At 70.9% G+C, this 25,099-nt stretch carries 24 protein-coding genes and 1 riboswitch; of the genes, 18 read left to right on the forward strand and 6 right to left on the reverse strand.

Features of this window, described 5'->3' with window-relative positions; all coding sequences use genetic code 11:
- Nucleotides 1–32 precede the first annotated feature (32 nt).
- From ACFU53_RS16610 to ACFU53_RS16640, 7 genes are all read left to right on the forward strand, one after another.
- Nucleotides 33–386 (forward strand): barstar family protein, encoded by a 354-nt coding sequence (locus ACFU53_RS16610; protein WP_383991979.1) that lies wholly within the window; start codon nt 33–35, stop codon nt 384–386.
- A gap of 131 nt (nt 387–517) precedes the next feature.
- Nucleotides 518–1,960, forward strand: coding sequence for a GuaB1 family IMP dehydrogenase-related protein (locus ACFU53_RS16615; RefSeq protein WP_383991982.1), 1,443 nt, complete (start codon nt 518–520; stop codon nt 1,958–1,960).
- Between the two features lie 361 nt (nt 1,961–2,321).
- On the forward strand, nt 2,322–3,824 hold the full coding sequence (locus tag ACFU53_RS16620; RefSeq protein WP_383991985.1) for an amino acid permease: 1,503 nt from the start codon (nt 2,322–2,324) through the stop codon (nt 3,822–3,824).
- Nucleotides 3,825–3,834: 10 nt separating this feature from the next.
- Nucleotides 3,835–4,287 (forward strand): Lrp/AsnC family transcriptional regulator, encoded by a 453-nt coding sequence (locus ACFU53_RS16625; RefSeq protein WP_383991988.1) that lies wholly within the window; start codon nt 3,835–3,837, stop codon nt 4,285–4,287.
- A 243-nt stretch (nt 4,288–4,530) separates the two neighbouring features.
- Nucleotides 4,531–5,727, forward strand: coding sequence for an MFS transporter (locus ACFU53_RS16630; RefSeq protein WP_383991991.1), 1,197 nt, complete (start codon nt 4,531–4,533; stop codon nt 5,725–5,727).
- Nucleotides 5,728–5,996: 269 nt separating this feature from the next.
- Nucleotides 5,997–6,785 (forward strand): carbon-nitrogen hydrolase family protein, encoded by a 789-nt coding sequence (locus ACFU53_RS16635; RefSeq protein WP_383991993.1) that lies wholly within the window; start codon nt 5,997–5,999, stop codon nt 6,783–6,785.
- A 55-nt stretch (nt 6,786–6,840) separates the two neighbouring features.
- A complete protein-coding gene (locus ACFU53_RS16640) occupies nt 6,841–8,553 on the forward strand; it encodes a flavin monoamine oxidase family protein (RefSeq protein WP_383991996.1) in 1,713 nt (570 codons plus the stop codon).
- Between the two features lie 31 nt (nt 8,554–8,584).
- On the opposite strand, the gene ACFU53_RS16645 is transcribed toward ACFU53_RS16640, so the two are convergent.
- A complete protein-coding gene (locus tag ACFU53_RS16645; RefSeq protein WP_383991998.1) occupies nt 8,585–9,511 on the reverse strand; it encodes an LLM class F420-dependent oxidoreductase in 927 nt (308 codons plus the stop codon).
- A gap of 153 nt (nt 9,512–9,664) precedes the next feature.
- A complete protein-coding gene (locus ACFU53_RS16650) occupies nt 9,665–10,348 on the reverse strand; it encodes a DUF5995 family protein (protein ID WP_383992000.1) in 684 nt (227 codons plus the stop codon).
- Nucleotides 10,349–10,557: 209 nt separating this feature from the next.
- Here ACFU53_RS16650 and ACFU53_RS16655 point away from each other — a divergent pair, with 209 nt between their 5' ends.
- Entirely contained in the window at nt 10,558–11,706 is a 1,149-nt protein-coding gene (locus ACFU53_RS16655) for a glycoside hydrolase family 6 protein (protein WP_383992038.1), read from the forward strand.
- Nucleotides 11,707–11,866: 160 nt separating this feature from the next.
- Here ACFU53_RS16655 and ACFU53_RS16660 read toward each other — a convergent pair whose 3' ends face one another.
- Nucleotides 11,867–13,078 (reverse strand): MFS transporter, encoded by a 1,212-nt coding sequence (locus ACFU53_RS16660; RefSeq protein WP_383992003.1) that lies wholly within the window; start codon nt 13,076–13,078, stop codon nt 11,867–11,869.
- Nucleotides 13,079–13,380: 302 nt separating this feature from the next.
- Here ACFU53_RS16660 and ACFU53_RS16665 point away from each other — a divergent pair, with 302 nt between their 5' ends.
- The gene (locus tag ACFU53_RS16665) at nt 13,381–14,715 is read left to right on the forward strand and encodes an ROK family transcriptional regulator (RefSeq protein WP_383992006.1); all 1,335 of its coding nucleotides are present in this window, start codon (nt 13,381–13,383) and stop codon (nt 14,713–14,715) included.
- Between the two features lie 150 nt (nt 14,716–14,865).
- On the opposite strand, the gene ACFU53_RS16670 is transcribed toward ACFU53_RS16665, so the two are convergent.
- The 3 genes from ACFU53_RS16670 to ACFU53_RS16680 form a co-directional block, all read right to left on the reverse strand.
- Nucleotides 14,866–15,057 carry a hypothetical protein gene (locus ACFU53_RS16670; RefSeq protein ID WP_383992009.1) on the reverse strand — a complete coding sequence of 64 codons (192 nt, stop codon included), beginning with the start codon at nt 15,055–15,057 and terminating at the stop codon, nt 14,866–14,868.
- Nucleotides 15,054–15,812 carry an SDR family oxidoreductase gene (locus tag ACFU53_RS16675; protein WP_383992012.1) on the reverse strand — a complete coding sequence of 253 codons (759 nt, stop codon included), beginning with the start codon at nt 15,810–15,812 and terminating at the stop codon, nt 15,054–15,056. The genes ACFU53_RS16670 and ACFU53_RS16675 overlap by 4 nt, the downstream gene beginning before the upstream one ends.
- Before the next feature lie 124 nt (nt 15,813–15,936).
- Nucleotides 15,937–16,824 carry an RNA polymerase sigma-70 factor gene (locus ACFU53_RS16680; protein ID WP_383992014.1) on the reverse strand — a complete coding sequence of 296 codons (888 nt, stop codon included), beginning with the start codon at nt 16,822–16,824 and terminating at the stop codon, nt 15,937–15,939.
- A 339-nt stretch (nt 16,825–17,163) separates the two neighbouring features.
- Nucleotides 17,164–17,294: riboswitch (FMN riboswitch) on the forward strand.
- Between the two features lie 154 nt (nt 17,295–17,448).
- Here ACFU53_RS16680 and ACFU53_RS16685 point away from each other — a divergent pair.
- The 9 genes from ACFU53_RS16685 (at nt 17,449) to ACFU53_RS16725 (ending at nt 24,973) form a co-directional block, all read left to right on the forward strand.
- Nucleotides 17,449–18,081 (forward strand): riboflavin synthase, encoded by a 633-nt coding sequence (locus ACFU53_RS16685; protein WP_383992016.1) that lies wholly within the window; start codon nt 17,449–17,451, stop codon nt 18,079–18,081.
- Nucleotides 18,078–18,710 (forward strand): nicotinamide riboside transporter PnuC, encoded by a 633-nt coding sequence (locus tag ACFU53_RS16690; protein ID WP_383992019.1) that lies wholly within the window; start codon nt 18,078–18,080, stop codon nt 18,708–18,710. The genes ACFU53_RS16685 and ACFU53_RS16690 overlap by 4 nt, the downstream gene beginning before the upstream one ends.
- A complete protein-coding gene (locus tag ACFU53_RS16695; RefSeq protein ID WP_383992021.1) occupies nt 18,707–19,996 on the forward strand; it encodes a bifunctional 3,4-dihydroxy-2-butanone-4-phosphate synthase/GTP cyclohydrolase II in 1,290 nt (429 codons plus the stop codon). Before ACFU53_RS16690 ends, ACFU53_RS16695 begins: the two co-directional genes overlap by 4 nt.
- Before the next feature lie 71 nt (nt 19,997–20,067).
- Entirely contained in the window at nt 20,068–20,553 is a 486-nt protein-coding gene (ribH, locus tag ACFU53_RS16700) for a 6,7-dimethyl-8-ribityllumazine synthase (protein ID WP_383992024.1), read from the forward strand.
- Between the two features lie 34 nt (nt 20,554–20,587).
- Entirely contained in the window at nt 20,588–20,860 is a 273-nt protein-coding gene (locus ACFU53_RS16705) for a phosphoribosyl-ATP diphosphatase (protein WP_037701316.1), read from the forward strand.
- 75 nt (nt 20,861–20,935) lie between these two features.
- The gene (gene hisG / locus ACFU53_RS16710) at nt 20,936–21,793 is read left to right on the forward strand and encodes an ATP phosphoribosyltransferase (protein WP_383992028.1); all 858 of its coding nucleotides are present in this window, start codon (nt 20,936–20,938) and stop codon (nt 21,791–21,793) included.
- A gap of 20 nt (nt 21,794–21,813) precedes the next feature.
- Complete coding sequence (locus tag ACFU53_RS16715) at nt 21,814–22,278, forward strand: PH domain-containing protein (RefSeq protein ID WP_383992030.1); 465 nt, start codon at nt 21,814–21,816, stop codon at nt 22,276–22,278.
- A 266-nt stretch (nt 22,279–22,544) separates the two neighbouring features.
- Entirely contained in the window at nt 22,545–23,888 is a 1,344-nt protein-coding gene (locus ACFU53_RS16720) for a hemolysin family protein (protein ID WP_383992033.1), read from the forward strand.
- Entirely contained in the window at nt 23,885–24,973 is a 1,089-nt protein-coding gene (locus ACFU53_RS16725) for a hemolysin family protein (protein WP_383992036.1), read from the forward strand. Before ACFU53_RS16720 ends, ACFU53_RS16725 begins: the two co-directional genes overlap by 4 nt.
- Nucleotides 24,974–25,099 lie beyond the last annotated feature (126 nt).

The following is a 25,099-nucleotide window of genomic DNA, read 5'->3' on the forward strand; positions in this document are numbered from 1 at the left end:
GATCACTACCGATCGCACAGGGCGGTGTTGAGATGAGCGACGGCACACTCACCGAGGTGCTGGGCACCGGCGGCTGGGTCCACGTCGAGCTTGGCCTCGGAGGTGTCACCGACAAGCCCGCCTTCATGGACCGCTGCGCCCGCGCCCTCGGCCTCCCCGACCACTTCGGCCGCAACTGGGACGCCCTCGCCGACTGCCTCACCGACCTGTCGTGGGCGCCGCCCGTGCGGGGACGGCTGGTCGAGATCTCCGGCTGGCGGGAGTTCGCCCTGGCCGTGCCGAACGACTGGAGCATCGCGCAGGAGGTGTTCGCCGAGGCTGCCGACCACTGGAACGGCACCGCCACCGAGCTGCGGATCGTGCTCGCTCTCGGAGGATCCTCCTAGGCCGCCCACCGCCCCTCTGGATGATCCGTCGGGGCCGCTCATACCCGCCGACATGGGACAATGAAGTACGTGCTCTTCCCCCTGGCGGTCCTGTCAGGGGGTCACCTCTGATCGACCGGGATGTGCGGCACGTGCGTTTCCTCAATGACATCCAGCCCGCGTACGACCTGACGTACGACGACGTCTTCATGGTCCCGAGCCTCAGCGCCGTCGGATCGCGGCAGGGCGTGGACCTGACCTCCCCGGACGGCACGGGCACCACCATCCCGCTCGTCGTCGCCAACATGACCGCCATAGCCGGCCGCCGGATGGCCGAGACGGTCGCCCGGCGCGGTGGCCTGGTGGTCGTCCCGCAGGACATCCCCAACGAGGTCGTCACCGACGTCATCTCCTGGGTGAAGAGCCGCCACCTCGTCCTCGACACCCCCATCGTGCTGAACCCGCACCAGACGGTCGCCGACGCGCTGGCCCTGCTGCCGAAGCGGGCGCACAACGCGGGCGTCGTCGTCGACGAGGCGCTCCGTCCCGTCGGTGTCGTCACCGACGCGGATCTGACCGGCGTCGACCGCTTCACCCAGCTCGAAGTCGTCATGTCCCGGGACCTGTTGCTCCTGGACGCCGACATCGACCCGCGCGAGGCCTTCAACCGGCTCGACGCGGCCAACCGCCGGTACGCGCCCGCCGTCGACAAGGACGGCCGCCTCGCCGGCATCCTCACCCGCAAGGGCGCCCTGCGTGCCACGCTGTACAGCCCCGCCGTCGACGCGCACGGCAAGCTCCGCGTCGCCGCCGCCGTCGGGGTCAACGGCGACTTCGTGGGCAAGGCCAAGCAGCTGCTCGACGCGGGCGTCGACACGCTCGTCATCGACACCGCGCACGGCCACCAGGAGTCGATGATCAACGCGATCAAGCTGGTGCGCGACCTTGACCCCCGGGTGCCGATCGTGGCCGGCAACATCGTCGCCGCCGAGGGTGTGCGGGACCTGATCGAGGCGGGCGCGGACATCGTCAAGGTCGGTGTCGGTCCCGGTGCGATGTGCACGACCCGCATGATGACGGGGGTCGGGCGGCCGCAGTTCTCCGCCGTGCTGGAGTGCGCGGCCGAGGCGAAGAAGTACGGGAAGCACGTGTGGGCCGACGGTGGTGTGCGGCACCCCCGGGATGTCGCCATGGCGCTGGCCGCAGGCGCGTCGAACGTGATGATCGGGTCGTGGTTCGCGGGGACGTACGAGTCGCCGGGCGACCTTCAGCAGGACGCCAGTGGGCGGCTGTACAAGGAGTCGTTCGGGATGGCGTCGGCGCGGGCCGTGCGCAACCGTACGAGCGAGGAGTCGGCGTACGACCGGGCGCGCAAGGCGCTGTTCGAGGAGGGCATCTCCACGTCGCGGATGTTCCTGGATCCGGCCCGGCCGGGGGTCGAGGACCTGATCGACTCGGTCATCGCCGGGGTGCGGTCCTCGTGCACGTATGCCGGGGCCGGGTCTCTGGAGGAGTTCGCGGAGCGGGCCGTGGTGGGGGTTCAGAGTGCGGCCGGGTACGCGGAGGGTAAGCCGCTTCACGCCAGCTGGAGTTAGGCGCCTGAGAGCTCGGGGGGACCTGTGCGTTGGAGGTACGGGTTCGTCGTGGTTGTTCGCGCCCACGCGGCGGAGCCGCATACTGATGCGGCCCGCGCCCCTGACCATGCTGCGGTTCCCTCTTTCCTGACCGCGAGCGCATCAGTCCGAACGGGCCGTGCAACGAACCTGCGCCCGCCCGCGAGGAACGCAACGATCTTGCGTGGCTGCGCAAGGTTGCCGCATTACGCTCGTGAAGCTTTGGCTCATAGGGTCATGCGCTGTACGTGGCGTGGCGGGGACCTCCTGCTCGGTGGCCCCCTGCTGTTCGGTGCTGTCGGTCCTCACCCCGCCCTGACCGGCAGCGATGAAGGAGCCACGCGTGCTCGACCAAGGCGCACCCCCGCAGCATGAGAATCAGCCGGCCCCGCCGCCCGGAGGCATCGGGGCGCGGTTGATGCGCCGCAAGCCCGTGGAACGCCTGGTCGCAGAGGGTGGCCGGGGCGAGGGAGGGTCGCTGCGGCGGTCCCTCGGGCTGTGGCAGCTGACGATGATCAGCATCGGCGCCACGCTCGGCACCGGCATCTTCGTCGTCCTCGGCGAGGCCGTCCCCAAGGCCGGCCCGGCCGTCACCCTCTCCTTCGTGATCGCCGGTCTCACCGCGCTGTTCTCGGCCCTGTCGTACGCGGAGCTGGCCGGCACCATCCCCGTCTCCGGGTCCTCGTACTCGTACGCGTACGCAACGATGGGTGAGCTGGTCGCGTGGGTCTGCGGCTGGTGTCTGGTGTTGGAGTACGGGGTGTCGGTGTCGGCCGTCGCGGTCGGCTGGGGTGAGTACCTCAACGAGCTGCTGGACGGGACCATCGGCGTGACCATTCCGGCCGCGCTGTCCGCGCCGCCCGGCGACGGGGGCGTCTTCAACCTGCCCGCGCTGATCGTCGTGCTGCTCGCGATGGCGTTCCTGCTGGGCGGAGCCCGGGAGTCCGCCCGAGCCAACACGATCATGGTCGTGGTGAAGATCGCCGCCCTGCTGCTGTTCTGCCTCATCGGCCTGCAGGGCTTCCGGTCCGGCAACTACGAGAACTTCATGCCGCTCGGCATGGCGGGTGTCAGCGCGGCCGGGGCGACGCTCTTCTTCTCGTACATCGGGTTCGACGCGGCCTCGACCGCCGGTGAGGAGGCCAAGAACGCGCAGCGTGATCTGCCTCGCGCGATCATGCTGTCGCTGGTCGTCGTCACCGCGCTGTACGTGCTGGTCGCCGCCGTCGCGATCGGGGCGCGACCCTGGCAGCGGTTCGGCGAGTCCGAGGCCGCGCTCGCCGGGATCATGAAGGACGTCACCGGGGACGCCTTCTGGGGGACGCTGCTGGCGGCCGGGGCCGTCATCGCCATCGCGAGTGTGGTGCTGACCGTGCTGTACGGGCAGACCCGCATCCTGTTCGCCATGTCCCGGGACGGGCTCGTGCCCAAGGTGTTCTCACGCGTGCACCCGAGGACCGGGACGCCTCGCCTCAACACCATGATCGTTTCGCTGTTCTGCGGTGTGCTCGCCGCCGCCATTCCGCTGGGGCAGCTCGCCGATGCGACGAGCATCGGTACGTTGTTCGCGTTCGCGCTGGTCAATGTGGCCGTCGTGGTGCTGCGACGGACCAGGCCGGACATGCCGCGGACGTTCCGGGTGCCGTTGTCGCCGGTGCTTCCCGCGCTCGGACTCGGGTTCTGCGTCTGGATGATGGGCAGCCTCGACACCGTCACCTGGGTCGTCTTCGGGGTCTGGATGGCCGTCGGGCTCGTGTTCTACTTCAGTTACGGCTATCGCCGCTCCCGTCTCGCGACCTCTTCGACTCCCTTGACTCCATCAGCTCCGTCGACTCCAGAGAAGTGATCCACCCGCAGTGCTGAACGATCTCGACGAACGCATCGTGCACGCCCTCGCCGAGGACGCCCGCCGCTCCTACTCCGACATCGGCCAACTCATCGGGCTCTCCGCGCCCGCGGTCAAGCGGCGGGTGGACCGGCTGAGGGCCACCGGCGCGATCACCGGCTTCACGGTTCGGGTGGACCCCGCCGCGCTCGGGTGGGAGACCGAGGGGTTCGTCGAGATCTACTGCCGGCGGAACACGTCGCCGGAGACGATCCAGCGGGGGCTGGAGCGGTATCAGGAGGTCGTCGCGGCGTCCACCGTCACCGGGGAAGCCGATGCCGTAGTGCAGGTTTTCGCCTCGGACATGCGGCACTTCGAGCGGGTGCTGGAGCGGATTGCCGGGGAGCCGTTCGTGGAGCGGACGAAGTCCGTTCTTGTGCTGTCGCCCTTGTTGCGGCGTTTTTCCTCCGGGTCGCCCGCCTAGTAACTCGGGTGGGCGAGGTTGTCGGCGGCCGCGGGGCTCGTCGTGGTTCCCACGCCCACGCGGCGGAGCCGCAAATCGACACAGCCCCGCGCCCCTTTCTTGCTGATCGGCGGCTGAAAATTCGCGCCCTTCGCCTACCATCGGGTCTATGACCTGGCGACATTGATCCATCAGCCGTGCCTCCCGAGGGCCGCCTCGGACGCCGTATCACCGACGTCCGAATCGCTCCTTCGGGAAGGCCTCATGACTCTCTCACCTGCGCGTGTGCCCAGTGTCGGGACCAGTGGTGTCCGACGGCTGACGGCCACGCTGTACGGCTACGCGTTCCTCGACGACTTCGTGCTGCTCTACCCGGTGTACGCGCTGTTGTTCAGCGACACCGGTCTGTCGATCTGGCAGATCTCCTCATTGTTCGCCCTGTGGTCCATCACCGGGATCGTGCTGGAGGTGCCGTCCGGTGCCTGGGCCGATGCCGTCTCCCGGCGGCTGCTGCTGTGGCTGGGGCCGCTGCTCACCGCCGCGGGTTTCGCCCTGTGGGTGATCGTCCCGTCGTACTGGGCCTTCGCCCTCGGCTTCGTCCTCTGGGGTGTGCGCGGCGCGCTCGGCTCCGGTGCGCTGGAAGCGCTGGTCTACGACGAACTGGACCGCCTCGGCGCGGCCGACCGGTACGCGCGTGTCATCGGCCGGGCCCAGGCGGTCGGCATGGTCGCCGTGATGGCGGCGATGGGGCTGGCGGGGCCGGTCCTCGATTTCGGTGGCTATCCGGCCGTGGGCGCGGCGAGCGTGCTGGTCTGTGTGCTGACCTCGGTGATGGCCACGCGGTTCCCGGAGCACCGGTCGGCCGTGGCGGGCGGTGGTGAACGGGCCTCCACCCGCACGACCCTGCGGACCGGACTCGCGGAGGTCCGCCGGGACCGGTCCGTACGCGGGGCACTGCTGCTCGTGCCTGCCGTCGGTGCGGTGTGGGGCGCCCTCGACGAATACACGCCGCTGTTGGTCCGGGACACCGGGGTGGCCGAGCACACGGTTCCCTATCTGTTGCTGGTGATCTGGGTGGGGCCGACGATCGGCAGCCTGCTGACCGGGGCGGGGGAGCGGTTGCGCACGGCCGGGCTCGGGGTGGTGCTGGCAGGCTCGGCGTTCGTGCTGGCCGTGGGGGCGCTGATGGGCACACCGGCCGGCATCGGGCTGGTGTCCGTCGCCTTCGGTGGCTTCCAGTTGGTCAACGTGCTCGCTGACGCGCGGCTCCAGGACCGGATCGAGGGAGCTCGGCGGGCGACTCTGACGTCCGTCGCGAGCATGGGGACGGAGTTGGCCACGGTCGGTGTCTTTGCCGCGTACGCCGTGATCGCTGCGTCCTCTGCGCACGGGGTTGCGTTCGCCGTGTTCGCGGTGCCGTATCTGGTGACGGCGATCGTGCTGGCGCGGAGGGGCGCGTAGGGGGTGGGGCGTGGGGACCGTGGGCGGCTGCGGGTTCGTCGTGGTTGATCGCGCCCGCGCGGCGGAGCCGCATATTCGGCACAGCCCCGCGCCCCTGAGGGAATCGGGCGCGCCCTCGGACAGAGACGCAACGAATCGTCGGCCACCCCATCCACCACGCAACGAATCCATCATCTGCGCGCAATGGCCTCCGCTTGTCCGGCCCGGCGCGCCGACCGTACCGTCTAGGTGGCCCCCGAAACCCCCTTTCGTCCCGGTGAGGAACACGCATGCGTACCGCCCTGCTCCAGAGCTCCGGTCGTCCCGGCTCGGTCGTCGGGAACCTGAAGGTGCTCGACGAGGCCGCGGGGCGGGCCGCCGCGGCCGGGGCGGGCCTGGTGGTGGCGCCGGAGATGTTCTTGACCGGGTATGCGATCGGTGATGACATCGGTCGGCTCGCCGAGGCCGCCGACGGTGACTCGGCCGACGCGGTCGCCGAGATCGCGGGGCGGCAGGGGGTCGCGATCGCGTACGGGTATCCGGAGCGCGCCGGTGACGCTGTCTTCAACTCGGCGCAGCTCGTCTCCGCCGACGGCGTCCGGCTGGCGAACTACCGCAAGACCCATCTTTTCGGCTGCTTCGAGCGCGATCACTTCACGCCGGGCGAGCGATCCGTCGTCCAGGCCGAGCTGGGCGGGCTCCGCGTCGGGATCCTGATCTGCTACGACGTGGAGTTCCCGGAGAACGTCCGCGCCCACGCCCTCGCCGGCACCGAACTGCTCGTGGTGCCGACGGCCCAGATGCATCCGTTCCAGTTCGTCGCCGAGTCGATGATCCCGGTGCGGGCCTTCGAGAACCAGATGTACGTCGCGTACGTCAACCGGGTCGGCCGCGAAGGGGAGTTCGAGTTCGTCGGGCTCTCCACGCTGGCCGGGCCCGACGGGGTCGCGCGCACTCGCGCCGGACGCGGGGACGACCTCGTCCTCGCCGATGTCGACCGCGCCTTCCTCGCGGCCTCGCGCGAGACGAACCCGTATCTCCAGGACCGTCGCCCCGGTCTCTACGGGTCCCTCGTCTGAGATCCGCCACCCCTTACCTTTCTTGACCTTTCTTGCCGCAAGGAGTCCGTACCCCATGACGTCCACCGTGCCCAACGCCATCGAGCACGCAGACGAGCAGCAGCCGCCGATCACCATGTTCGGCCCGGACTTCCCGTACGCGTACGACGACTTCCTGGCCCACCCGGCCGGCCTGGGCCAGATCCCGGCCACCGAGCACGGCACCGAGGTCGCGGTCATCGGCGGCGGGCTGTCCGGCATCGTGGCGGCGTACGAGCTGATGAAAATGGGGCTCAAGCCGGTCGTCTACGAGGCCGACCGGATCGGCGGGCGGCTGCGAACCGTGGGGTTCGAGGGGTGCGACCCGTCGCTCACGGCCGAGATGGGGGCGATGCGCTTTCCGCCGTCCTCCACCGCGCTCCAGCACTACATCGACCTGGCGGGTCTGGAGACCCGGCCCTTCCCCAATCCCCTCGCGGAGACCACGCCTTCGACCGTCGTCGACCTCAAGGGCGAGTCCCACTACGCCGAGACGATCGACGACCTGCCGCAGGTGTACCGGGACGTCGCCGCCGCCTGGAACGCCTGCCTCGAAGAGGGCGCCGACTTCTCCGACATGAACCGGGCGCTGCGTGAGCGGGATGTGCCGCGCATCCGGGAGATCTGGGCGAAGCTCGTCGAGCGGCTCGACAACCAGACCTTCTACGGCTTCCTCTGCGACTCCGAGGCCTTCAAGTCCTTCCGGCACCGCGAGATCTTCGGCCAGGTCGGCTTCGGCACGGGCGGCTGGGACACCGACTTCCCGAACTCCATCCTGGAGATCCTGCGCGTCGTCTACACCGAGGCCGACGACCACCACCGCGGCATAGTCGGCGGCAGTCAGCAGCTTCCACTGCGGCTCTGGGCGCGCGAGCCGGAGAAGATCGTGCACTGGCCGTACGGGACGTCCCTGAAGTCCCTGCATGTCGACGGTGAGCCGCGGCCCGCCGTGACCCGGCTGCGCCGGACCGCCGGCAACAAGATCACCGTGACGGACGCGAACGGGGACATCCGTACGTACCAGGCGGCGATCTTCACCGCCCAGTCCTGGATGCTGCTGTCGAAGATCGCCTGTGACGACTCGCTCTTCCCGATCGACCACTGGACGGCCATCGAGCGGACCCACTACATGGAGTCCAGCAAGCTCTTCGTGCCCGTCGACCGGCCGTTCTGGCTCGACAAGGCCGTCGACGACAGGGGAAATCCGACCGGGCGGGACGTGATGTCGATGACGCTCACCGACCGGATGACGCGTGGGACCTACCTCCTCGACGACGGTCCGGACAAGCCCGCCGTCATCTGCCTCTCCTACACGTGGTGCGACGACAGTCTGAAGTGGCTGCCGCTGTCCGCGAGCGAGCGGATGGAGGTCATGCTGAAGTCGCTCGGCGAGATCTACCCGAAGGTCGACATCCGGAGCCACGTCATCGGCAACCCGGTGACCGTGTCCTGGGAGAACGAGCCCTACTTCATGGGCGCGTTCAAGGCGAACCTGCCCGGTCACTACCGTTACCAGCGGCGCCTGTTCACGCACTTCATGCAGGACCGGCTGCCCGAGGACAAGCGGGGCGTCTTCCTCGCAGGCGACGACATCTCCTGGACGGCCGGCTGGGCCGAGGGCGCGATCCAGACCGCGCTCAACGCGGTCTGGGGCGTCATGCACCACTTCGGGGGCGCCACCGACGCGACCAACCCCGGGCCCGGGGATGTCTACGACGAGATCGCGCCCGTCGAACTCCCGGAGGACTAGAGCCTGTTGGAGGGGGTCTGTGGATGGGGGGCTACACCCCGGCCGCCCGCGCCGAGGCATACACCTCCGCGGCCACGTCCTTGAGCTCCTCGGCGTCCCGCAGGCCGTACTGCAGGTCGAGGAAGATCTCGTCCAGGCCGATCGCGGCGTGCGCGGCGAGGTCCTCTGCGAGTTGGCCGGCGTTGCCCTGGAAGGGGTGGCGGTCTGCGCCCTCGTAGGCCTTGGTCTGGTACTGCACGTTGATGCGCAGCACCGAGCGGAGCGGACCGATACGGCGGCGCTCGGCGGCCAGGGTGCGCAACTGCCGCCACTGCGCGGCCAGTTCCTCGACGCCGAGGCCGACCGGCAGCCAGCCGTCGGCGTGGTCGACGAGTCTGCGCCGGGCTCTCGCGGTGCTCCCGGAGAGCAGGATGGGAATCGGCCGGCGGGGCTTGGGACCGACCACGGCGGAGGCGATCTTCGTGAGCCTTCCGTGGTACGACACCGGGTCCGGGCCCCAGACCGCCCGGCACACGCCGATCAGCTCCTCCAGCACCTGGTCGCGTTCCTCGAAGGGCCGGACGGCCGCCGCGGCGTACTCGTCGAGGGACCAGCCCGTGCCGAGCCCCGCGACGACCCGGCCGCCGCTCGCCGCGTCCAGCGAGGCCAGGGACTTGGCCAGTTGGAACGGCACGTGCAGCGGGGCGATCAGGCTCGTGCCCAGCCGAACCCGCTCGGTGGCCGCCGCGGCCAGGGTGAGGGTGACGAGGGGCTCGGCCACGTGCCGGTAGTGGTCCGGCCAGGGCAGGCCCTCCAGGCCGTACAGACCCTGCGACGGTGGTTCCGGGAACAGGGCCCGTTCGAAGACCCACAGGCTGTCGTAGCCGATGTTCTCGGCCGTACGCGCCACGTCGGGCACGTCCTTTCCGATGTCGTACTGCCGCATCTGGGGAAGGGCGAGCCCGAGCCGTAACGCCATGCCGTGTGCTCCTCTGCGAGGGACCTGCTCAAGTCGAACGTAATACGTTCACATGTGAGTGCGTCCGGCGCGGGTGTGTTCGCCTCGGTTCGGTGGAGTCGGTTCGGTGGGTCGGTTCCCGCCGGTCCGGCGGTGGCATCGGCGGTGGGCGGTTCAGTCCGGCAGCGGGGTCAGCAGCATGCGTCCCGTCAGTCCCACCGCCGCGTCCAGGCGGTGGGCGAACTCCTCGGCGAGATCGGGGAGTCCGCGCAGCGCCCACAGCGTGCGGGTGGCCGACCAGGTGGCCTCACGGGCGCGTTCCAGGCTCCACGCGCCGAGCAGATGGGTGAGCGGATCGGCGATCTGGAGGAGATCGGGCCCCGGCATCAGCTCCTCGCGGATGCTCTCCTCCAGCGACACGAGGACATCGCCCACATGCTCGAACTCGTCCTCCAGATCGGCGGGTTCGCAGCCGAGCGTACGACAGGTGTCCACGACGGCCAGCGCGAGATCGTGCCCGATGTGCGCATTGATGCCGGAGAGCGCGAACTGCAGCGGTCGTACGCCGGGATGGCGCCGGAGCTGCAGCAACGGCCGCCAGCACGCGGGCGCACAGCTGCCCTCGGCGACCCTCAGATACCGCTCGGCGAAGAGCACGTCCAAGGTGATCGCGGCCTCGGCGTCCGGGAAGTGGCCGGCGTCCAGTCGTCGGTCGATCGCCTCAGTGACGGTGAGGTAGACGCGGTTGAAGACGGCGATCCCGTCCCGCTCGGGGAGGACCGCGTCGAGGGCGCGCATACGGGAGATGACTGTGTCTACTGAGTCCACGGAATTGGTGAAATGTTCCAACTGCGCCATAGGGGGCAGGGTCCCAGGCCTAGGCTGACACCGGTGCCGCCGTGCCCGGCGCGTCCCCGGAACGGGGTAACGCGGGCGCGGCGGGAAGTACCGGAAAACCGACGGAGCGCGGTCCGGGGAGCAGGGGGGAGCACCACGTGTCAGGCTTACGCGCCCAGCGTCTGGCCGCACGCCGAGCCGAGCGCAGGCGGGCGGCGAGGCGCAGCGCCATGGTGGTCGCGGCGACGGCCGTGGCCGTCGTCGGAACCGTCACCGGGATGGTGGCCGCGTTCGACGGCGACAGAGGCGCCGACGAGGCCCGACCGCTGATGAACCGCTCACCTGGCCTCCCGTCCGATCCGGCCGAGCCGCCCCCGGTCTCGCCCTCCCCGTCACGTACCTCACGCTCATCACCCCTGCCGTCGCCCTCGAAGTCGCCCGAACCCTCCGAGAAGGCCGGTGTGAAGCCCTCGGCGGAGAAGACCGAACAACGGACGGATCCCGTGCCCGGCCCCGGCGAGCTCTACCGCCACCCCGACTCCCAGGTCCTCGACTGGGTCCGGGACAACCCGGACGACCCGCGCAGCGCCGCCATCGAGGCCGGCATCGCCGATCGTCCGGCCGCCGTCTGGTTCACCGACCCCACCCCGGCGACCGCCACCTCCCAGGTCGCGGCGATCGCCTCCGGGGGCGCCGCGCGGGGACAGGTGCCGGTCCTCGTGGCGTACGCCATCCCCGACCGCGACTGCGGAGGGGCATCGCAGGGCGGGGCGTCGAGCCTGGAGGCGTACGACGCCTGGATCGACGCGTTCGCCGCCGGGCTCGGCTCGGACGACGTCATCGTGATCCTGGAGCCGGACGCGATCGCCCAGTCCGACTGCCTCTCCGCCGGAACCCGTGCCGACCGCTTCGTCTCGCTCGCCCGCGCCGGCCGCGTCCTCAAGGCGGCCAACCCCAACGCCCGCGTCTACTACGACGCCGGGCACTCGGAATGGAACGTGCCGGACAAACAGGCCGCACTCCTCCGCCAGGCGGGTGCCGCCTCGCCCGGCGGCTCCGACGGCGTCTTCAGCAACGTGTCCAACTTCAACCCCACCGACGCCGAGGTCCCCTACACCCGCCAGGTCCTGGAGGCACTCGGTGGCCCCGCGGCTCTCGGCGCCGTCATCGACACCAGCCGCAACGGCAACGGCGCCCCGGTCGACGGCGAGTGGTGCGACCCCGCCGGCCGAGGCCTCGGCCGACCACCGACCCTCACCACCGGCGAGCCCCGCATCGACGCCTACCTGTGGGTGAAACTGCCGGGCGAGTCCGACGGCTGCCGGGGGAGGGCTGGGGCGTTCTCACCCGGGTACGCGTACGAACTGGCGCGGGGGTGAGGGACGCCGGGGCGGTCGCTGCCCGCCTGGGACCTCGCCATCACCGACGGCGAGGTCGGCGACTTGTGCCGGGCACTCGCGGTACGGATACGGCCGCACCCGCGTCCTCGTACGGGGCCGGACGTGGGCACCCCGCGGTCGGCCCCGTGGACCGGCCGCTTCACAGCCTCGGGTCGGGAACCGCCGCGTCCGGCCGGGTGGCCTTCGGGCGGTCCCGATCGCTGGTGCGCAGCACGCCCGCGAAGACGACCAGGCCGCAGGCCAGCACGGTCACCAGGCCGAACGACACGACCAGGCTGGTCAGCTGTGCCAGACCGCCGATCGCGCTCGGCGCGACCAGTCCGGAGGTGTAGGTGATGGTCGCGACGCCCGCGATGGCCTGGCTGGGGTTCGGCCCGCTGCGGCCGGCGGCGGCGAAGCAGAGCGGTACGACGACCGCGATGCCCAGGCCCATCAGCGCGAAGCCGGCCATCGCGACCGCCGGCTGGTTCGCTACGACGATGAGGACCCCGCCGAGCACGGCGAGGACACCGCTCGCCCGTACGGTCCGGACCGCGCCGAAGCGGTTCACCACCGCGTCGCCGGCGATCCGAGCCACCGCCATGGTCAGCATGAAAGCGGTGGTGCAGGCCGCCGCGAGCCCGGCCGAGGTCTCCAACCGGTCCCGCAGATAGACCGCCGACCAGTCCAGGGCCGCCCCCTCGGCGAACACCGCGCAGAACCCGACCGCGCCGATCAGCAGTGCCGACTTCGGCGGCAGCGCGAAGCGGGGCGGCGGCTCCTCGTCCTCGGTGGGCCTGAGGTCCAGCACCCACTGGCAGGCGACGAGACCGAGGACGGTGAGCGCGGCCGCCGCCAGCGCGTGGTGCAGCCGGGCGTCCGAGCCCAGGTGGGCGGCGAGTGTGCCGGCCGCCGAGCCGACGAGGGCGCCCGCGCTCCACATGCCGTGCAGGCCGGACATGATCGACTTCCCTAGACGGTTCTCGACCTCGACGCCGAGCGCGTTCATCGCGACGTCCGCCATGCCCGCCGACGCGCCGTACACGAACAGCGCGAGGCAGAGTGTCCCGAGGTTCGGCGCGAGGGACGGCAGGATCAGCGCGAGCGTCCACAGCGAGATCAGCCCACGCAGCGCGGTGCGGGCGCCGAAGTGGTGGCTGATGCGGCCCGCGAGCGGCATGGCCAAGGACGCGCCGATCGCCGGAAAGGCGAGTGCGAGGCCCAGTTGGCCCGCGCTGACCCCGGCATGGTCCTGGATCCACGGCACGCGGGTCGCGAACGAGCCGGTGACGGCGCCGTGCACCGCGAACACGGCCGCCACGGCGTACCGTGCCCGCCTCACCTCGCGCTGCTCGTAGACCACCGCGCTCATTCTCCGCCTCCCTGAATCTCCGGTGCACCGCGATGCCGGCGCGCTCGGCTCTCACCCGTCGTTGTCTCCGGGTGTCGCCGCGCCTGCTGCGCTTTTGGTGTTCGGAGCTCGTAGGCCCCGGCTTCGATTCTCCAGATCCCGGCTTGCCCGCTGTCCTCGAATTTCCGGTTCCCCGACGCCCTCGGCCCACCCGGCCACCGTCGCGCGCCGTAAACTATCAGGAAGCCTGCCTGATAGATAGGTGGCGCGTCCGCCCGAGGGCCCCCGGCCGTACGGCGCCGCAGATCTGGGAGGATCCCGGCATGCCCGCATCACCCAGCACCGCCCGAGCCATCAACGACCGGCTCGCCCTGCGGCTGCTGCAGGCGGAAGGGCCGCTGACGGCCGGGCAGTTGAAGCAGCTCACCGGCCTGTCCCGGCCCACTGTCGCCGACCTCGTGGAGCGCCTCACGGCCGCCGGGCTGATCGAGGTCGTGGGGGAGTCGGGGGAGCAGCGCCGGGGGCCCAACGCTCGCGTCCACGGCATCGTCGCGGACCGTGCGCACCTCGCCGCCCTCGATGTGCGCACCGAGGGTGTCACGGTCGTCGTCGCCGACCTGCTCGGTACGGAGCTGGCGCGGGCGTCCGTCCCGATCGCGGACAGCACCGGCACGGGGCCCGCGGTGGAGCAGGCGGTCACTCTGGTGGAGCGTGCCGCGAAGGAAGCGGGCGCCGACCGGCTGCACACGGTGGCGATCGGTGCCCCCGGCCTGATCGACCCGGCCACGGGCGAGCTCCGCGACTCCAGTGGCCTGCCCGAATGGCATCGCCGTCTGGTCGCCGCCCTCGGTGAACGGCTCCCCGCCCGCGTCCTCGTCGAGAACGAGACCAACCTCGCCGCCCTCGCCGAACAGCGTGACGGCGCCGCCCGCGACCGCGACACCTTCGTCCTCCTCTGGCTCGGCCTCGGCACCGGCGCCGCCGTCGTCCTCGACGGACACCTCCGCCGGGGCGCCTCCGGCGGCACGGGCGAGATCGGCTTCCTCCCGGTCCCGGGCACGACCACGGTCCCCTCGGCCACCGACTGCGAGGGCGGCTTCCACTCCCTGGGCGGCGCGGCGGCGGTGGCGGCACTGGCCACCGAACACGGCGTCACGGCGGAGGCGGCGACGAACGAGCCGCACGCGGCAACGCTGGTACGGGCGGCGGCGGCCGGGCTCTCGGCGAACGGCACACCGACCGCGCCGAACACCGCCGACCTCGCGCCGCGAGTGCCGAACCGTTCGGTGGAGGAGGCCGCGAGCGGTTCGGCGGGGGCGGCGACCCCTTCGCCGCACGGTGCCCGCCCCCCGGCCGCTCCCGTCTCCTCGGTCGTTCCCCACGCCCGCTTCCTCGATGCCCTGGCCGACCGCCTGGCCATAGGCGCCGCCTCTGTCGTCGCCGTGCTCGACCCCGGTTGTGTGGTGCTCGGTGGGGAGGTCGGGCAGGCCGGTGGGGAGGAGCTCGCCGCCAGGGTGGGGGTTCGGCTGGCGGCCATGTCGCCCCTGCCGACCGAGGTCCGGCCCAGTGGCCTCGGCGGGGCCGCCGTGCTGCGGGGCGCGCTGCTCATGGCCCGGGAGGCGGCGCAGGACGAGCTGTTCGCACCGCCCGCGCGATAGCGCGTGGCGTGTGGGGGCGGGTGCTCCGAGTCCGTCCCGGCGGCGCCTTGCACCGCCGTCCGCTCGCCTTAGTGTCGGCCCTGTCGGCCCTGTCGGCCCTGTCGGCCCTGTCGGCCCTGTCGGCCCTGTCGGCGCGTCGGGCGGCCTGTGTCAGCCGCTGCCGGCCGTCGAGCCGTGTGGCGCCTCCGACCCCGACCCCGCCTCCGCCTCCGACCCCGACCCCGCCTCCGCCTCCGACCCGGCCTCCGCCTCCGACCCCGCCTCCGCCTCCGACCCCGCCTCCGCTTCCGCCACCGCCTCCGCCTCCTTCAGCGGTGTCGGCCGTTCCTGCCCGCCGCTCACCCCTTCCCCCGACCTCCACCGAACCGTTCCGTCAGGTACTCCCCGAACGTCCCCTCCCCCACAGCCCGCCCCGGCGTGAGGTGGCCCCCGGTCCGAAAGCCCCGGTACGCCTTGCCGAGCAGCGGAACGTTCAGCAGGGGGCGGCGACGGCCGGTGGCCGTCAGGTAGGCGCGGGCCAGCTGGGGGAAGGTCAGGATTTCGGGGCCGCCCATGTCGTCGACGCGGCCGGCGGGGGAGCCCACGGCCAGCTCCGCCAGGCGCTCGGCGACCTCGGCGACGGCGACGGGCTGGTCGCTCACCCCGGCGGGGAGCATCATGACCGGCGGCTTGGAAAGGCCCTGGAAGAGCATCACGAGCAGGTCGTGGAACTGGGTCGCGCGCAGGGTCGTCCAGCCCAGCCCCGACTCCTCGACCAGCCGCTCGACGGCCAACTTGGACCGGTAGTAGCCGAGCGGCACCCGGTCCACGCCGACGATCGAGATGTAGACCAGGTGCCGCACCCTCGCCCGCCGCGCCGCCGCGATCAGGTTCTCCGCCGCCTTCTCGTCGCCCCCGCGCGGCGACGTCGCGCAGTGCACGATCGTGTCCACCCCCGCCACGGCCGCGTCCAGCCCGCTCCCGCCCGCGACGAGATCGACGGCGTACGGCTGCGCGTGTCGGCTGAGCACCCGCACCTCGTGACCGTCCGCCCGCAGCCGCTCGGTGACGGGCCGGCCGAGGACACCGGTGCCGCCGGTCACCAGGATCGTGGTCATGTTGTCCATCCCCTTCGTACGCCGGACGCTCCCGGCCGGAAACGCCCTACGGCAGCTACGACTGGACACTTCCCGTGGAATGTGACAACCGCGGCGATGGAGGGTGCTGGAATCCGGCGCCCGGTCACGCTCCGGTCAGCTGCCGTCCCGCGAACTCCAGCTTGTCCGGGTTCACCACGACCCGCACGTCCGTCACGACATCGCCCCGGAACGCGAAGGACACGGTGCCCACGAGCGCGTCGCCAACCCTGGCGAGCAGCGCGGCGGAGCCGTTGACCTCGGCCACGGCGAAGTCCAGGCCGCCCGCGAACCGTTCCCAGCCCCCGGCCACCAGCCGCAGCACCTTCTCGCGTCCCTCGACCGGCCGCCGCGCCGCGCTGACCTTGCCGCCGCCGTCGGACCACCAGGTCACGTCCTCGGCGAGAATCTTCTCCAGCCCGGCCATGTCGCCGTCCTGGGCCGCCGCGAGGAAGGACTCCACCAGTCCGGACCGCCGCTCCGGCGTCGGCTCGAACCGGGCCTCCGGTACCGCCACCCGCCCCGCCGCCCGCCGGTACAGCTGACGGCAGTTGGCCTCGGTCAGATCCAGGACGGCCGCGATCTCCCGGTACCCGTACGCGAAGGCCTCCCGCAGTACGTACACGGCCCGCTCGGTCGGGGTGAGCCGCTCCAGCAGGACCAGGAGCGCGAGCGAGACCGCGTCGCGCTGCTCGGCCGACTGCAGCGGCCCGAGCGTTCCGTCGGAGGTGAGGACCGGCTCCGGCAGCCAGGTCCCCGAGTACCGCTCGCGGCGTGCCCGCGCGGAGGTCAGCCGGGTGAGACAGAGGTTGGTGACGGCCTTGGCGAGCCAGGCGCCGGGCTGTTCGATGGCCGTACGGTCCGCGCCGCTGAAGCGCAGATACGCGTCCTGCACGGCGTCCTCGGCGTCCGCGGCGGAGCCCAGCAGACGGTAGGCCAGACCGAACAGGCGGGGGCGGTGCGCTTCGAACTCGTCGGCGGTGGTGGTCGTCACGCCCCCACCCTCCCAGAGCGCACGCCCGCGCTCTGCCGGAGGCCGCCGGGTGACACATGAGTGGGACCCGGCGACGGGGCAAGGGCCGTCGTCACCGCCGCCGGGCCGTTCGAGGCGGGTACCGCGACCGCAGACTTTAAAAGGACTAGACCAAGCTGGTCAATGGGGTCGGGCCGCTTCGAGTGGGGTCACTGTGACGGAAGTTGACCCGTGGTCAGTCATAGCCGAAACTCGTCGGTCCTCGCTGGGGAAGTCCAGTGACACGGTCTGTGAGCCACCCCACAGTCCTCACCCGCATGGGTGCCGACCGGGCGTGGCACACTGGCCATGTACCAGAAGCAGCGCACTCCGGGGTCGGTGAAAGTCCGAACCGGCGGTTATAGTCCGCGACCCGGTCGCTTTCAGCGGCCGGTTGACCAGGTGAAATTCCTGGACCGACGGTTAAAGTCCGGATGGGAGGCAGTGCGCGGCGGGCGGGCATTCGTGCGCGCCGCCGTCTGTTTTTGGCCTACCCCGACAGGGGTGGGTCTTCTACGCGGCGTCGCTCCCTGTGTCGCTGCCCGCTCATGTCTGTCTCTTCGACAGCCCCGGAGTCCGTGCCTACGAGGCAGGAGGACCCGGGAAGTGTTCACCGGAATCGTCGAAGAGCTGGGTGAGGTCACCGCCGTCGAGAAGCTCGGCGACTCCTCCCGCTTCCGTCTGCGCGGCCCCGTCGTCACACAAGGCGCGCGCCATGGCGACTCCATCGCCGTCAACGGCGTCTGTCTCACGGTCGTGGAGCACGAGGACGACTGGTTCACCGCCGACGTCATGGCGGAGAGCCTGGAACGCTCCAGCCTCGGCGCCCTCATCGTCGGCTCCCGCGTCAACCTCGAACGCCCCATGGCCGTCGGCGACCGCCTCGGCGGGCACATCGTGCAGGGCCACGTCGACGGCACGGGCGAGGTCATCGAGCGCAAGCCGTCCGAGAACTGGGAGATCGTCAAGATCTCGCTCCCGGCGGACCTCACGCGGTACGTCGTCGAGAAGGGCTCCATCACCGTCGACGGCATCAGCCTCACCGTCGTCGACGCCGGCCCCGACTACTTCACCGTCAGCCTCATCCCGACCACCCTCGATTTGACCACGCTCGGCCGCAAGCAGCCCGGCGACCCGGTCAACCTCGAGGTCGACGTCATCGCCAAGTACGTCGAGCGGCTGCTGGGCACACGGGGAGCGGACGCCCAGGGGATCGGTATTCAGGGGGCGGCGCAGTGAATTCGCTGAACACCGTCGCCTTCACCGCATTCGGCCAGCAGATCCTCTGGTCGGACATGATCGGCAACATCCTCGGTCTGATCGCCCTCGCCCTCGGCGCGATCCGCTCCATCTGGAACTGGCCCGTGCAGTTCCTCTCCGGCCTCGTCCTCTTCGGCGCCTTCGCCGGCCACCTGAGCGGCAGCGCCGGCAAGCAGGTCATCGTCATGGCCGTCGCCGCGTACGGCTGGTGGCAGTGGAACCGTACGAAGGGGCGGTCCGCGGACGGCGCCATCACCCCGCGCTTCGCCACCTGGCGCGAGCGCGGCTACCTCGTCGCCGGCGCCGTGTTCGGCACCCTCGCCGTCGCCGGCCTCTTCACCGCGTTCCCCACCCTGTCCTGGGACCCCTGGCCGGACGCGTACATCTTCACCGGCACCATCGTCGCCATGTACGCCCAGGCGCGCGGCATGGTCGAGTTCTGGTTCGCCTGGCTGCTCGTCGACCTGGTCGGCGTACCGCTCAACTTCGCCAACGGCTACGCGTTCTCCGGATTCGTCTACATCATCTACGGCGCGCTCGTCCTGTGGGGCATGCGCGACTGGTGGCTGCGCTCCCGCAAGCCCGCCCTGGAAGGAGCCCCGGCATGACCACGGCGCCGATCCTGTACAGCACCGACGACATCGAGAACTTCGGACTCGACCCCATCGAGCAGGCCATCGCCGACATCGCGGCGGGCCGCCCGGTCGTGGTCGTCGACGACGAGGACCGCGAGAACGAGGGCGACCTCGTCATCGCAGCCGAAAAGGCCACCCCCGAGATCGTCGCCTTCATGATGAGCGAGTGCCGGGGCATGATCTGCGCGCCCATGGAGGGCGACGAGCTGGACCGCCTCGAACTGCCGCAGATGGTGCAGCAGAACACCGAGTCCATGCGCACCGCCTTCACCGTCACCGTCGACGCCGCCCCCCGGCACGGCGTCACCACCGGCATCTCCGCCTCCGACCGCGCCACCACGCTCCAACTCCTGGCGAGCGGCTCGGCCGAGCCGGGCGACTTCGTCCGCCCCGGCCACATCTTCCCGCTGCGCGCCCGGTCCGGCGGGGTGCTCGTGCGCAACGGCCACACCGAGGCCGCCGTCGACCTCGCCCGCCTCGCGGGCCTGCGCCCGGCCGGAGCGATCGTCGAGATCGCCGGCGAGGACGGCCGCATGCTGCGCCTTCCCGAACTCATCCCGTTCGCCCGCAAGCACGGCCTGACGATCATCTCCATCGAGGACCTGATCGCCTACCGCCGCTCCGCCGAGCCCACCGTCAAGCGCGAGGCGAAGACCCAACTCCCCACGGCCTTCGGTGACTTCACGGCGTACGGCTACCGCTCCACCGTCGACGGCGTCGAGCACGTCGCCCTCGTCCACGGCGAGATCGGCGACGGCGAGGACGTCCTCGTCCGCGTCCACTCCGAATGCCTCACCGGCGACATCTTCCACTCGCTGCGCTGCGACTGCGGCCCCCAGCTGGGGACCTCCCTCGAACGCATCGTCACCGAGGGCCGCGGCGTCGTCGTCTACCTGCGCGGCCACGAGGGCCGCGGCATCGGACTGCTGTCCAAGCTGCGCGCGTACGAACTCCAGGAGCGCGGCCGCGACACCCTCGACGCCAACCTCGAGCTGGGCCTGCCCGCCGACGCCCGGGATTACGGCGCCGGCGCACAGATCCTCCAGGACCTGGGCGTCCGCAGCCTGCGTCTGATGACCAACAACCCCGAGAAGACCGACGCTCTCGTCCGGCACGGCCTCGACGTCACCGACCGCGAACCGATGCCGGTCCGCGCGGGCGAGCACAACCTCCGCTATCTGCGCACCAAGCGGGACCGGATGGGCCACGACCTGCCCTGGCTGGACACAACCACCGCGTCCACCTGCGGCAACCAGTAACCCGGTAACAACGAACAGCACGACCAGCTCGTACGACCAGCTCGTACGAGATTCAGGAACCAAGGAGCAACGTGAGCGGCAAGGGCGCACCCGAACTGTCCGTACGCAACTGCGGCGACCTGCGCGTCGCGGTCATCGCGGCCCAGTGGCACGAGAAGGTGATGGACGGCCTCGTCGAAGGCGCCCTGCGCGCCCTGCGCGACCTGGGCATCGACGAGCCGACACTCCTGCGGGTCCCCGGCAGCTGGGAACTGCCCGTCGTCGCCAAGGTCCTCGCGGGCCGCGGCTACGACGCGATCGTCGCCCTCGGCGTCGTCATCCGCGGCGGCACCCCCCACTTCGAGTTCGTGTGCCAGGGCGTCACCCAGGGCCTCACCCAGGTCTCCGTCGACACCGGCGTCCCCGTCGGCTTCGGCGTACTGACCTGCGACACCGAGGAGCAGGCCCTGGACCGCGCGGGCATCGAGGGCTCGAACGAGGACAAGGGCCACGAGGCGGTGACGGCGGCCGTCGCGACCGCGGCCACCCTCCGCTCAGTATCTGAACCCTGGCGCTGAGACACAGGCGGTTGCGCGTAGGCTGAGCATCACCATGTCCAAGAAGACGTTCGAGGAGCTCTTCACCGAGCTCCAGCACAAGGCCGCCACCGGCGACCCCGCCACTTCCCGCACCGCAGAGCTGGTCGAGAAGGGCGTCCATGCCATCGGCAAGAAGGTCGTCGAAGAGGCCGCCGAGGTCTGGATGGCCGCCGAGTACGAGGGCAAGGAAGCAGCCGCCGAGGAGATCTCGCAGCTGCTGTACCACGTCCAGGTGATGATGGTCGCCCGCGGCATCTCGCTGGACGACGTGTACGCCCATCTCTGAGCCGTAACCCCGCACACCGCACACATTCCGTACGCACGACATTCGAACGACATACGAACGAAGGAAGCTCGCCTCATGCTGCGCATCGCCGTCCCCAACAAGGGTTCCCTGTCCGGACCTGCGGGGGAGATGCTGCATGAGGCCGGCTACCAGCAGCGCCGGGAGTCCAAGGAGCTGCGGATCGTCGACCCGGTCAACGAGGTGGAGTTCTTCTACCTCCGCCCCCGCGACATCGCGATCTACGTCTCCTCCGGCCGCCTCGACATCGGCATCACCGGACGCGACCTCCTCATCGACTCCGGCGCCAAAGCCGAGGAGATCCTGCCGCTCGGCTTCGCCCGCTCCACCTTCCAGTTCGCCGGCAAGCCCGGTACGGCGAACGGCGTCGCGGACCTGAAGGGCAAGACGGTCGCGACCTCCTACGAGGGCATCGTCGCCAAGCACCTCGCCGACCACGGCGTCGACGCTTCCGTCGTCCACCTCGACGGCGCCGTCGAGACCGCCATCGAGCTGGGTGTCGCCGAGGTCATCGCCGATGTCGTCGAGACCGGCACCTCGCTGCGGAACGCCGGCCTCGAGGTCTTCGGCGACCCGATCATGAAGTCCGAGGCCATCGTCATCCGCCGGGTCGGCGCCGACACCTCCACGGAGAACGAGCCCAAGGTGCAGCAGTTCCTGCGCCGCCTCCAGGGCGTCCTCGTGGCCCGGACCTACGTGATGATGGACTACGACTGCCGCGTCGAGCAGTTGGAGAAGGCCGTCGCGCTCACCCCGGGCCTGGAGTCCCCCACCGTCTCGCCGCTGCACAACGAGGGCTGGGTGGCCGTGCGCGCCATGGTCCCGGCCAAGGAGGCCCAGCGGATCATGGACGACCTCTACGACATCGGCGCCCGGGCCATTCTGACCACCGCCATCCACGCCTGCCGCCTCTGACGGCCGGGGAGACGTACGCCATGCCGGACCAGTCCTCCCTCCCTGCCCTGCCGGTCACTTTTCGGCCGGGACGCACCCGGGCCGTGCTGCTGACCGCCGCGGGCGCGATCTTCGTGGTCATCACGGTGGTCGCGCTGCTGCTGCCGACGCTCGGTCCGGGGGAGCGGCTCAGCTTCGTCTTCACGGCGGCCATGCTCGCCGGGGTGCTGTGCATGCTCTCCCGGCCCCGGGTGGTCGCCGACGATTCCGGTGTGACCGTCGTCAACATCGCCGGAAAGCGGCACCTGGGCTGGGCGGAGATCGTGCAGGTGAACCTGCGGGTCGGCGACCCCTGGGTCTTCCTCGACCTCACCGACGGCACCAGCCTGCCCGCGCTCGGCATCCAGCCGGGCATCGCCAAGCAGCGCGCCATCGAGGACGCCCGGACCCTCCGGGCGCTGGTGGAAGCCCGGTCGGTCACCGAGCCGGAGCAGCGTCAGGGCTGACCCGGCTCCGCGTCGGGGCCGCCGGGGCTTCGCGTCGGGGACGACCCCGAGCAAGATCAGGGCCGACTCAGGCCCGTCGCCCCTGCCGCACCGGCCCATGTCTTGATTAATCTGTTGGTGGAGGCGTTTTCGTCGCGCCTCCGTCTCCGCCGTTCCGTTCCGGAAGGCGGAGGCTCCCTGCTATTCGAGGAGTGACTCCCTCCAGCGATGGACGGATCGTCCTGTAGTACCTGCGCCGCCCCCTCCCGACATATCGAGGCGGCGGCATGACCATCCCCTTGCTGCTCCTCGGAGCCGCATTCCTGCTGATCCTCGCCAACGGCTTCTTCGTGGCGGCCGAGTTCGGCCTCGTGACGGTCGAGCGGCCGGAAGCCGAGAAGGCCGCGGCCGAGGGCGACCGCCGGGCCCACAAGGTGGTGGACGCGCTCAAGGAGCTGTCCTTCCAGCTCTCCGGCACCCAGCTCGGCATCACCATCACCTCCCTCGTCGTCGGCATGCTCGCCGAACCGGCGCTCGCGGGGATACTCCACGGCCCCTTCAGCGCCATCGGCATACCCGAAGGCGCCGTGTCCGGTGTCGCCGTAATCGTCGGCATGCTGTTGGCCTCCGCCGTGCAGATGGTGATCGGCGAACTGGTGCCCAAGAACTGGGCGGTGTCGAAGCCGATGCAGGTCGCCCGCTTCGTCGCGGGCCCCCAGCACGTCTTCTCCCGCCTCTTCCGCCCGGTCATCGCCGGCCTCAACGCGGTCGCCAACCGCCTGGTCCGCGCCTTCGGCGTCGAGCCCACCGCCGAGCTGGCCTCCGCCCGTACCCCCGGCGAACTGGTCTCCCTCGCCCGGCACTCGGCCCAGGCCGGAGCCCTGGAACAGGACACGGCCGACCTCTTCGTCCGGACCCTCTCCCTGGGTGAGCTGACCGCGGAGAACGTGATGACGCCGCGCGTGAAGGTCAGCGCCCTGCAGTCGTCGGCCACCGCCGAGGACGTGGTCAACCTGACCCGGGCCACCGGCCTCTCCCGCTTCCCCGTCTACCGGGAGCGGATCGACGAGATCGTCGGCATGGCCCACCTCAAGGACGCCCTCGCGATCCCGGCCCGCGACCGGCTGCACACCCCGGTCGGCCGAATCGCCAAGCCCCCGCTGCTCGTCCCGGAGTCGCTGCCCGTGCAGCCGCTCCTGGCCCGGCTGCGCAGCGAGCAGCCCATCGCCGTCGTCGTCGACGAGTACGGCGGTACGGCCGGGGTGGTGACCCTGGAGGACATCGTCGAGGAGCTGGTCGGCGAGGTGCGCGACGAGCACGACGGGCACGACCTGCCCGAACTCGCCGCCGCTCCGCCCGAGGACGGCCGCCCCGCCTGGGACGTCGACGGCAGCTGCCGTGTCGATGTGCTCCAGCGCATCGGCCTCGACGTCCCGGAGGGCCCGTACGAGACGGTCGCCGGCCTCGTCGCCGACCTGCTCGGCCGCATCCCCGCGCCGGGGGACAAGGCGGAACTGCCCGGCTGGCGACTGGCGGTACGCCAGGTCGGGCACTACCGGGCGGAGCGCGTACGCCTCGTACGGACCGCTCCCGCCACGGACTCCCTCGCCGCGGTGGAGGCCGCCCGATGAGCGTGCTCCAACTCCTGTTCGCCCTGCTCCTCGTGCTCGCCAACGGATTCTTCGTCGGGGCCGAGTTCGCCCTGGTCTCCGTCCGCCGCAGCCAGATCGAACCGCTGGGGACCGCGCGGGCCCGTCAGGTCCTCTACGGCCTGGAGAACCTGCCGCAGATGATGGCGGCCGCCCAGTTCGGCATCACCGTCTGCTCACTGACGCTGGGCGCGGTGGCCGAGCCGACGGTGGCGAAGCTGCTGGAGCCGGTCTTCGAGGCGATCCACCTGCCGCACGGCATGATCCACCCCTTGGGATACATGATCGCTCTCGCCGTCGTCGTCTTCCTGCACCTCGTCATCGGCGAGATGCTGCCGAAGAACCTGGCGATGGCGGCGCCGGAGAAGACGGCGCTGTGGCTGAGCCCGGCGCTGGTGGCCTTCGCGAGGCTGTGCAAGCCCGTCACGATCGGCCTCGGTGCCTGTGCCCGCGTCGTCCTGAAGCTCTTCCACGTCGAGCCCAAGGACGAGGTCGAGGCCGTTTTCACCAGTGTCCAACTGGTTCGGCTGGTCGAGGACTCCGGTCAGGCCGGGCTGCTCGACCCCGAGGAGCAGGAACGCCTGGAGGACGCGCTGGAGCTGGGCTCCCGCCCGGTGACGGACGTCCTGCTGAAGCGCGACTCCCTGGTGACGGTGGTCCCCTCGGTGACCCCTGCCCAGGTCGTGGCGCTGACCGCCCGCACTGGCTACTCCCGCTTCCCGGTGGTCGCGGAGAACGGCGCCTTCATGGGCCGCTACCTCCACGTCAAGGACGTCCTCGACCTGGAGGACTCCGACCGCGCCGTCCCCCAGCAGATCTGGCGCCCCATGACCACCCTCCGCTCCGAACTCCCCCTCGACGACGCGTTGACGGTGATGCGCCGGGCCGCCACCCATCTGGCTCAGGTGGTGGATGCGTCCGGCAAGGTGCTGGGCCTGGTCGCTCTTGAGGATGTCCTGGAGCTGCTGGTCGGCGAGGTCAGGGACCCGGCGCACCGGGAGGTCCAGCCGGTCCGGGTGACGGAGCCGCGGGGCAGCGAGACTCCGGAGGAGGCCTTGGCCAGCTGATTCCGCCCCCGCCGCCCCTACCCGTCCCATCCACAAGCTGGGGGCTGCGCCCCCAGACCCCCGCGGCCGGTTGGTCGGTTGCGGGTCCGTGGGGCTTCTCGCGCAGTTCCCCGCGCCCCTTTCAGT

The organism is Streptomyces sp. NPDC057474 (assembly GCF_042802555.1).
Taxonomy (GTDB): domain Bacteria; phylum Actinomycetota; class Actinomycetes; order Streptomycetales; family Streptomycetaceae; genus Streptomyces.

Coding starts and splice junctions, on each gene's coding strand:
- ACFU53_RS16610 (WP_383991979.1), top strand. CDS start 33: ATGAGCGACGGCACACTCACCGAGGTGCTGGGCACCGGCGGCTGGGTC.
- ACFU53_RS16630 (WP_383991991.1), top strand. CDS start 4,531: ATGACTCTCTCACCTGCGCGTGTGCCCAGTGTCGGGACCAGTGGTGTC.
- ACFU53_RS16635 (WP_383991993.1), top strand. CDS start 5,997: ATGCGTACCGCCCTGCTCCAGAGCTCCGGTCGTCCCGGCTCGGTCGTC.
- ACFU53_RS16640 (WP_383991996.1), top strand. CDS start 6,841: ATGACGTCCACCGTGCCCAACGCCATCGAGCACGCAGACGAGCAGCAG.
- ACFU53_RS16645 (WP_383991998.1), bottom strand. CDS start 9,511: ATGGCGTTACGGCTCGGGCTCGCCCTTCCCCAGATGCGGCAGTACGAC.
- ACFU53_RS16650 (WP_383992000.1), bottom strand. CDS start 10,348: ATGGCGCAGTTGGAACATTTCACCAATTCCGTGGACTCAGTAGACACA.
- ACFU53_RS16655 (WP_383992038.1), top strand. CDS start 10,558: ATGGTGGTCGCGGCGACGGCCGTGGCCGTCGTCGGAACCGTCACCGGG.
- ACFU53_RS16660 (WP_383992003.1), bottom strand. CDS start 13,078: ATGAGCGCGGTGGTCTACGAGCAGCGCGAGGTGAGGCGGGCACGGTAC.
- ACFU53_RS16665 (WP_383992006.1), top strand. CDS start 13,381: ATGCCCGCATCACCCAGCACCGCCCGAGCCATCAACGACCGGCTCGCC.
- ACFU53_RS16675 (WP_383992012.1), bottom strand. CDS start 15,812: ATGACCACGATCCTGGTGACCGGCGGCACCGGTGTCCTCGGCCGGCCC.
- ACFU53_RS16695 (WP_383992021.1), top strand. CDS start 18,707: ATGACCACGGCGCCGATCCTGTACAGCACCGACGACATCGAGAACTTC.
- ACFU53_RS16705 (WP_037701316.1), top strand. CDS start 20,588: ATGTCCAAGAAGACGTTCGAGGAGCTCTTCACCGAGCTCCAGCACAAG.
- hisG (WP_383992028.1), top strand. CDS start 20,936: ATGCTGCGCATCGCCGTCCCCAACAAGGGTTCCCTGTCCGGACCTGCG.
- ACFU53_RS16715 (WP_383992030.1), top strand. CDS start 21,814: ATGCCGGACCAGTCCTCCCTCCCTGCCCTGCCGGTCACTTTTCGGCCG.
- ACFU53_RS16720 (WP_383992033.1), top strand. CDS start 22,545: ATGACCATCCCCTTGCTGCTCCTCGGAGCCGCATTCCTGCTGATCCTC.
- ACFU53_RS16725 (WP_383992036.1), top strand. CDS start 23,885: ATGAGCGTGCTCCAACTCCTGTTCGCCCTGCTCCTCGTGCTCGCCAAC.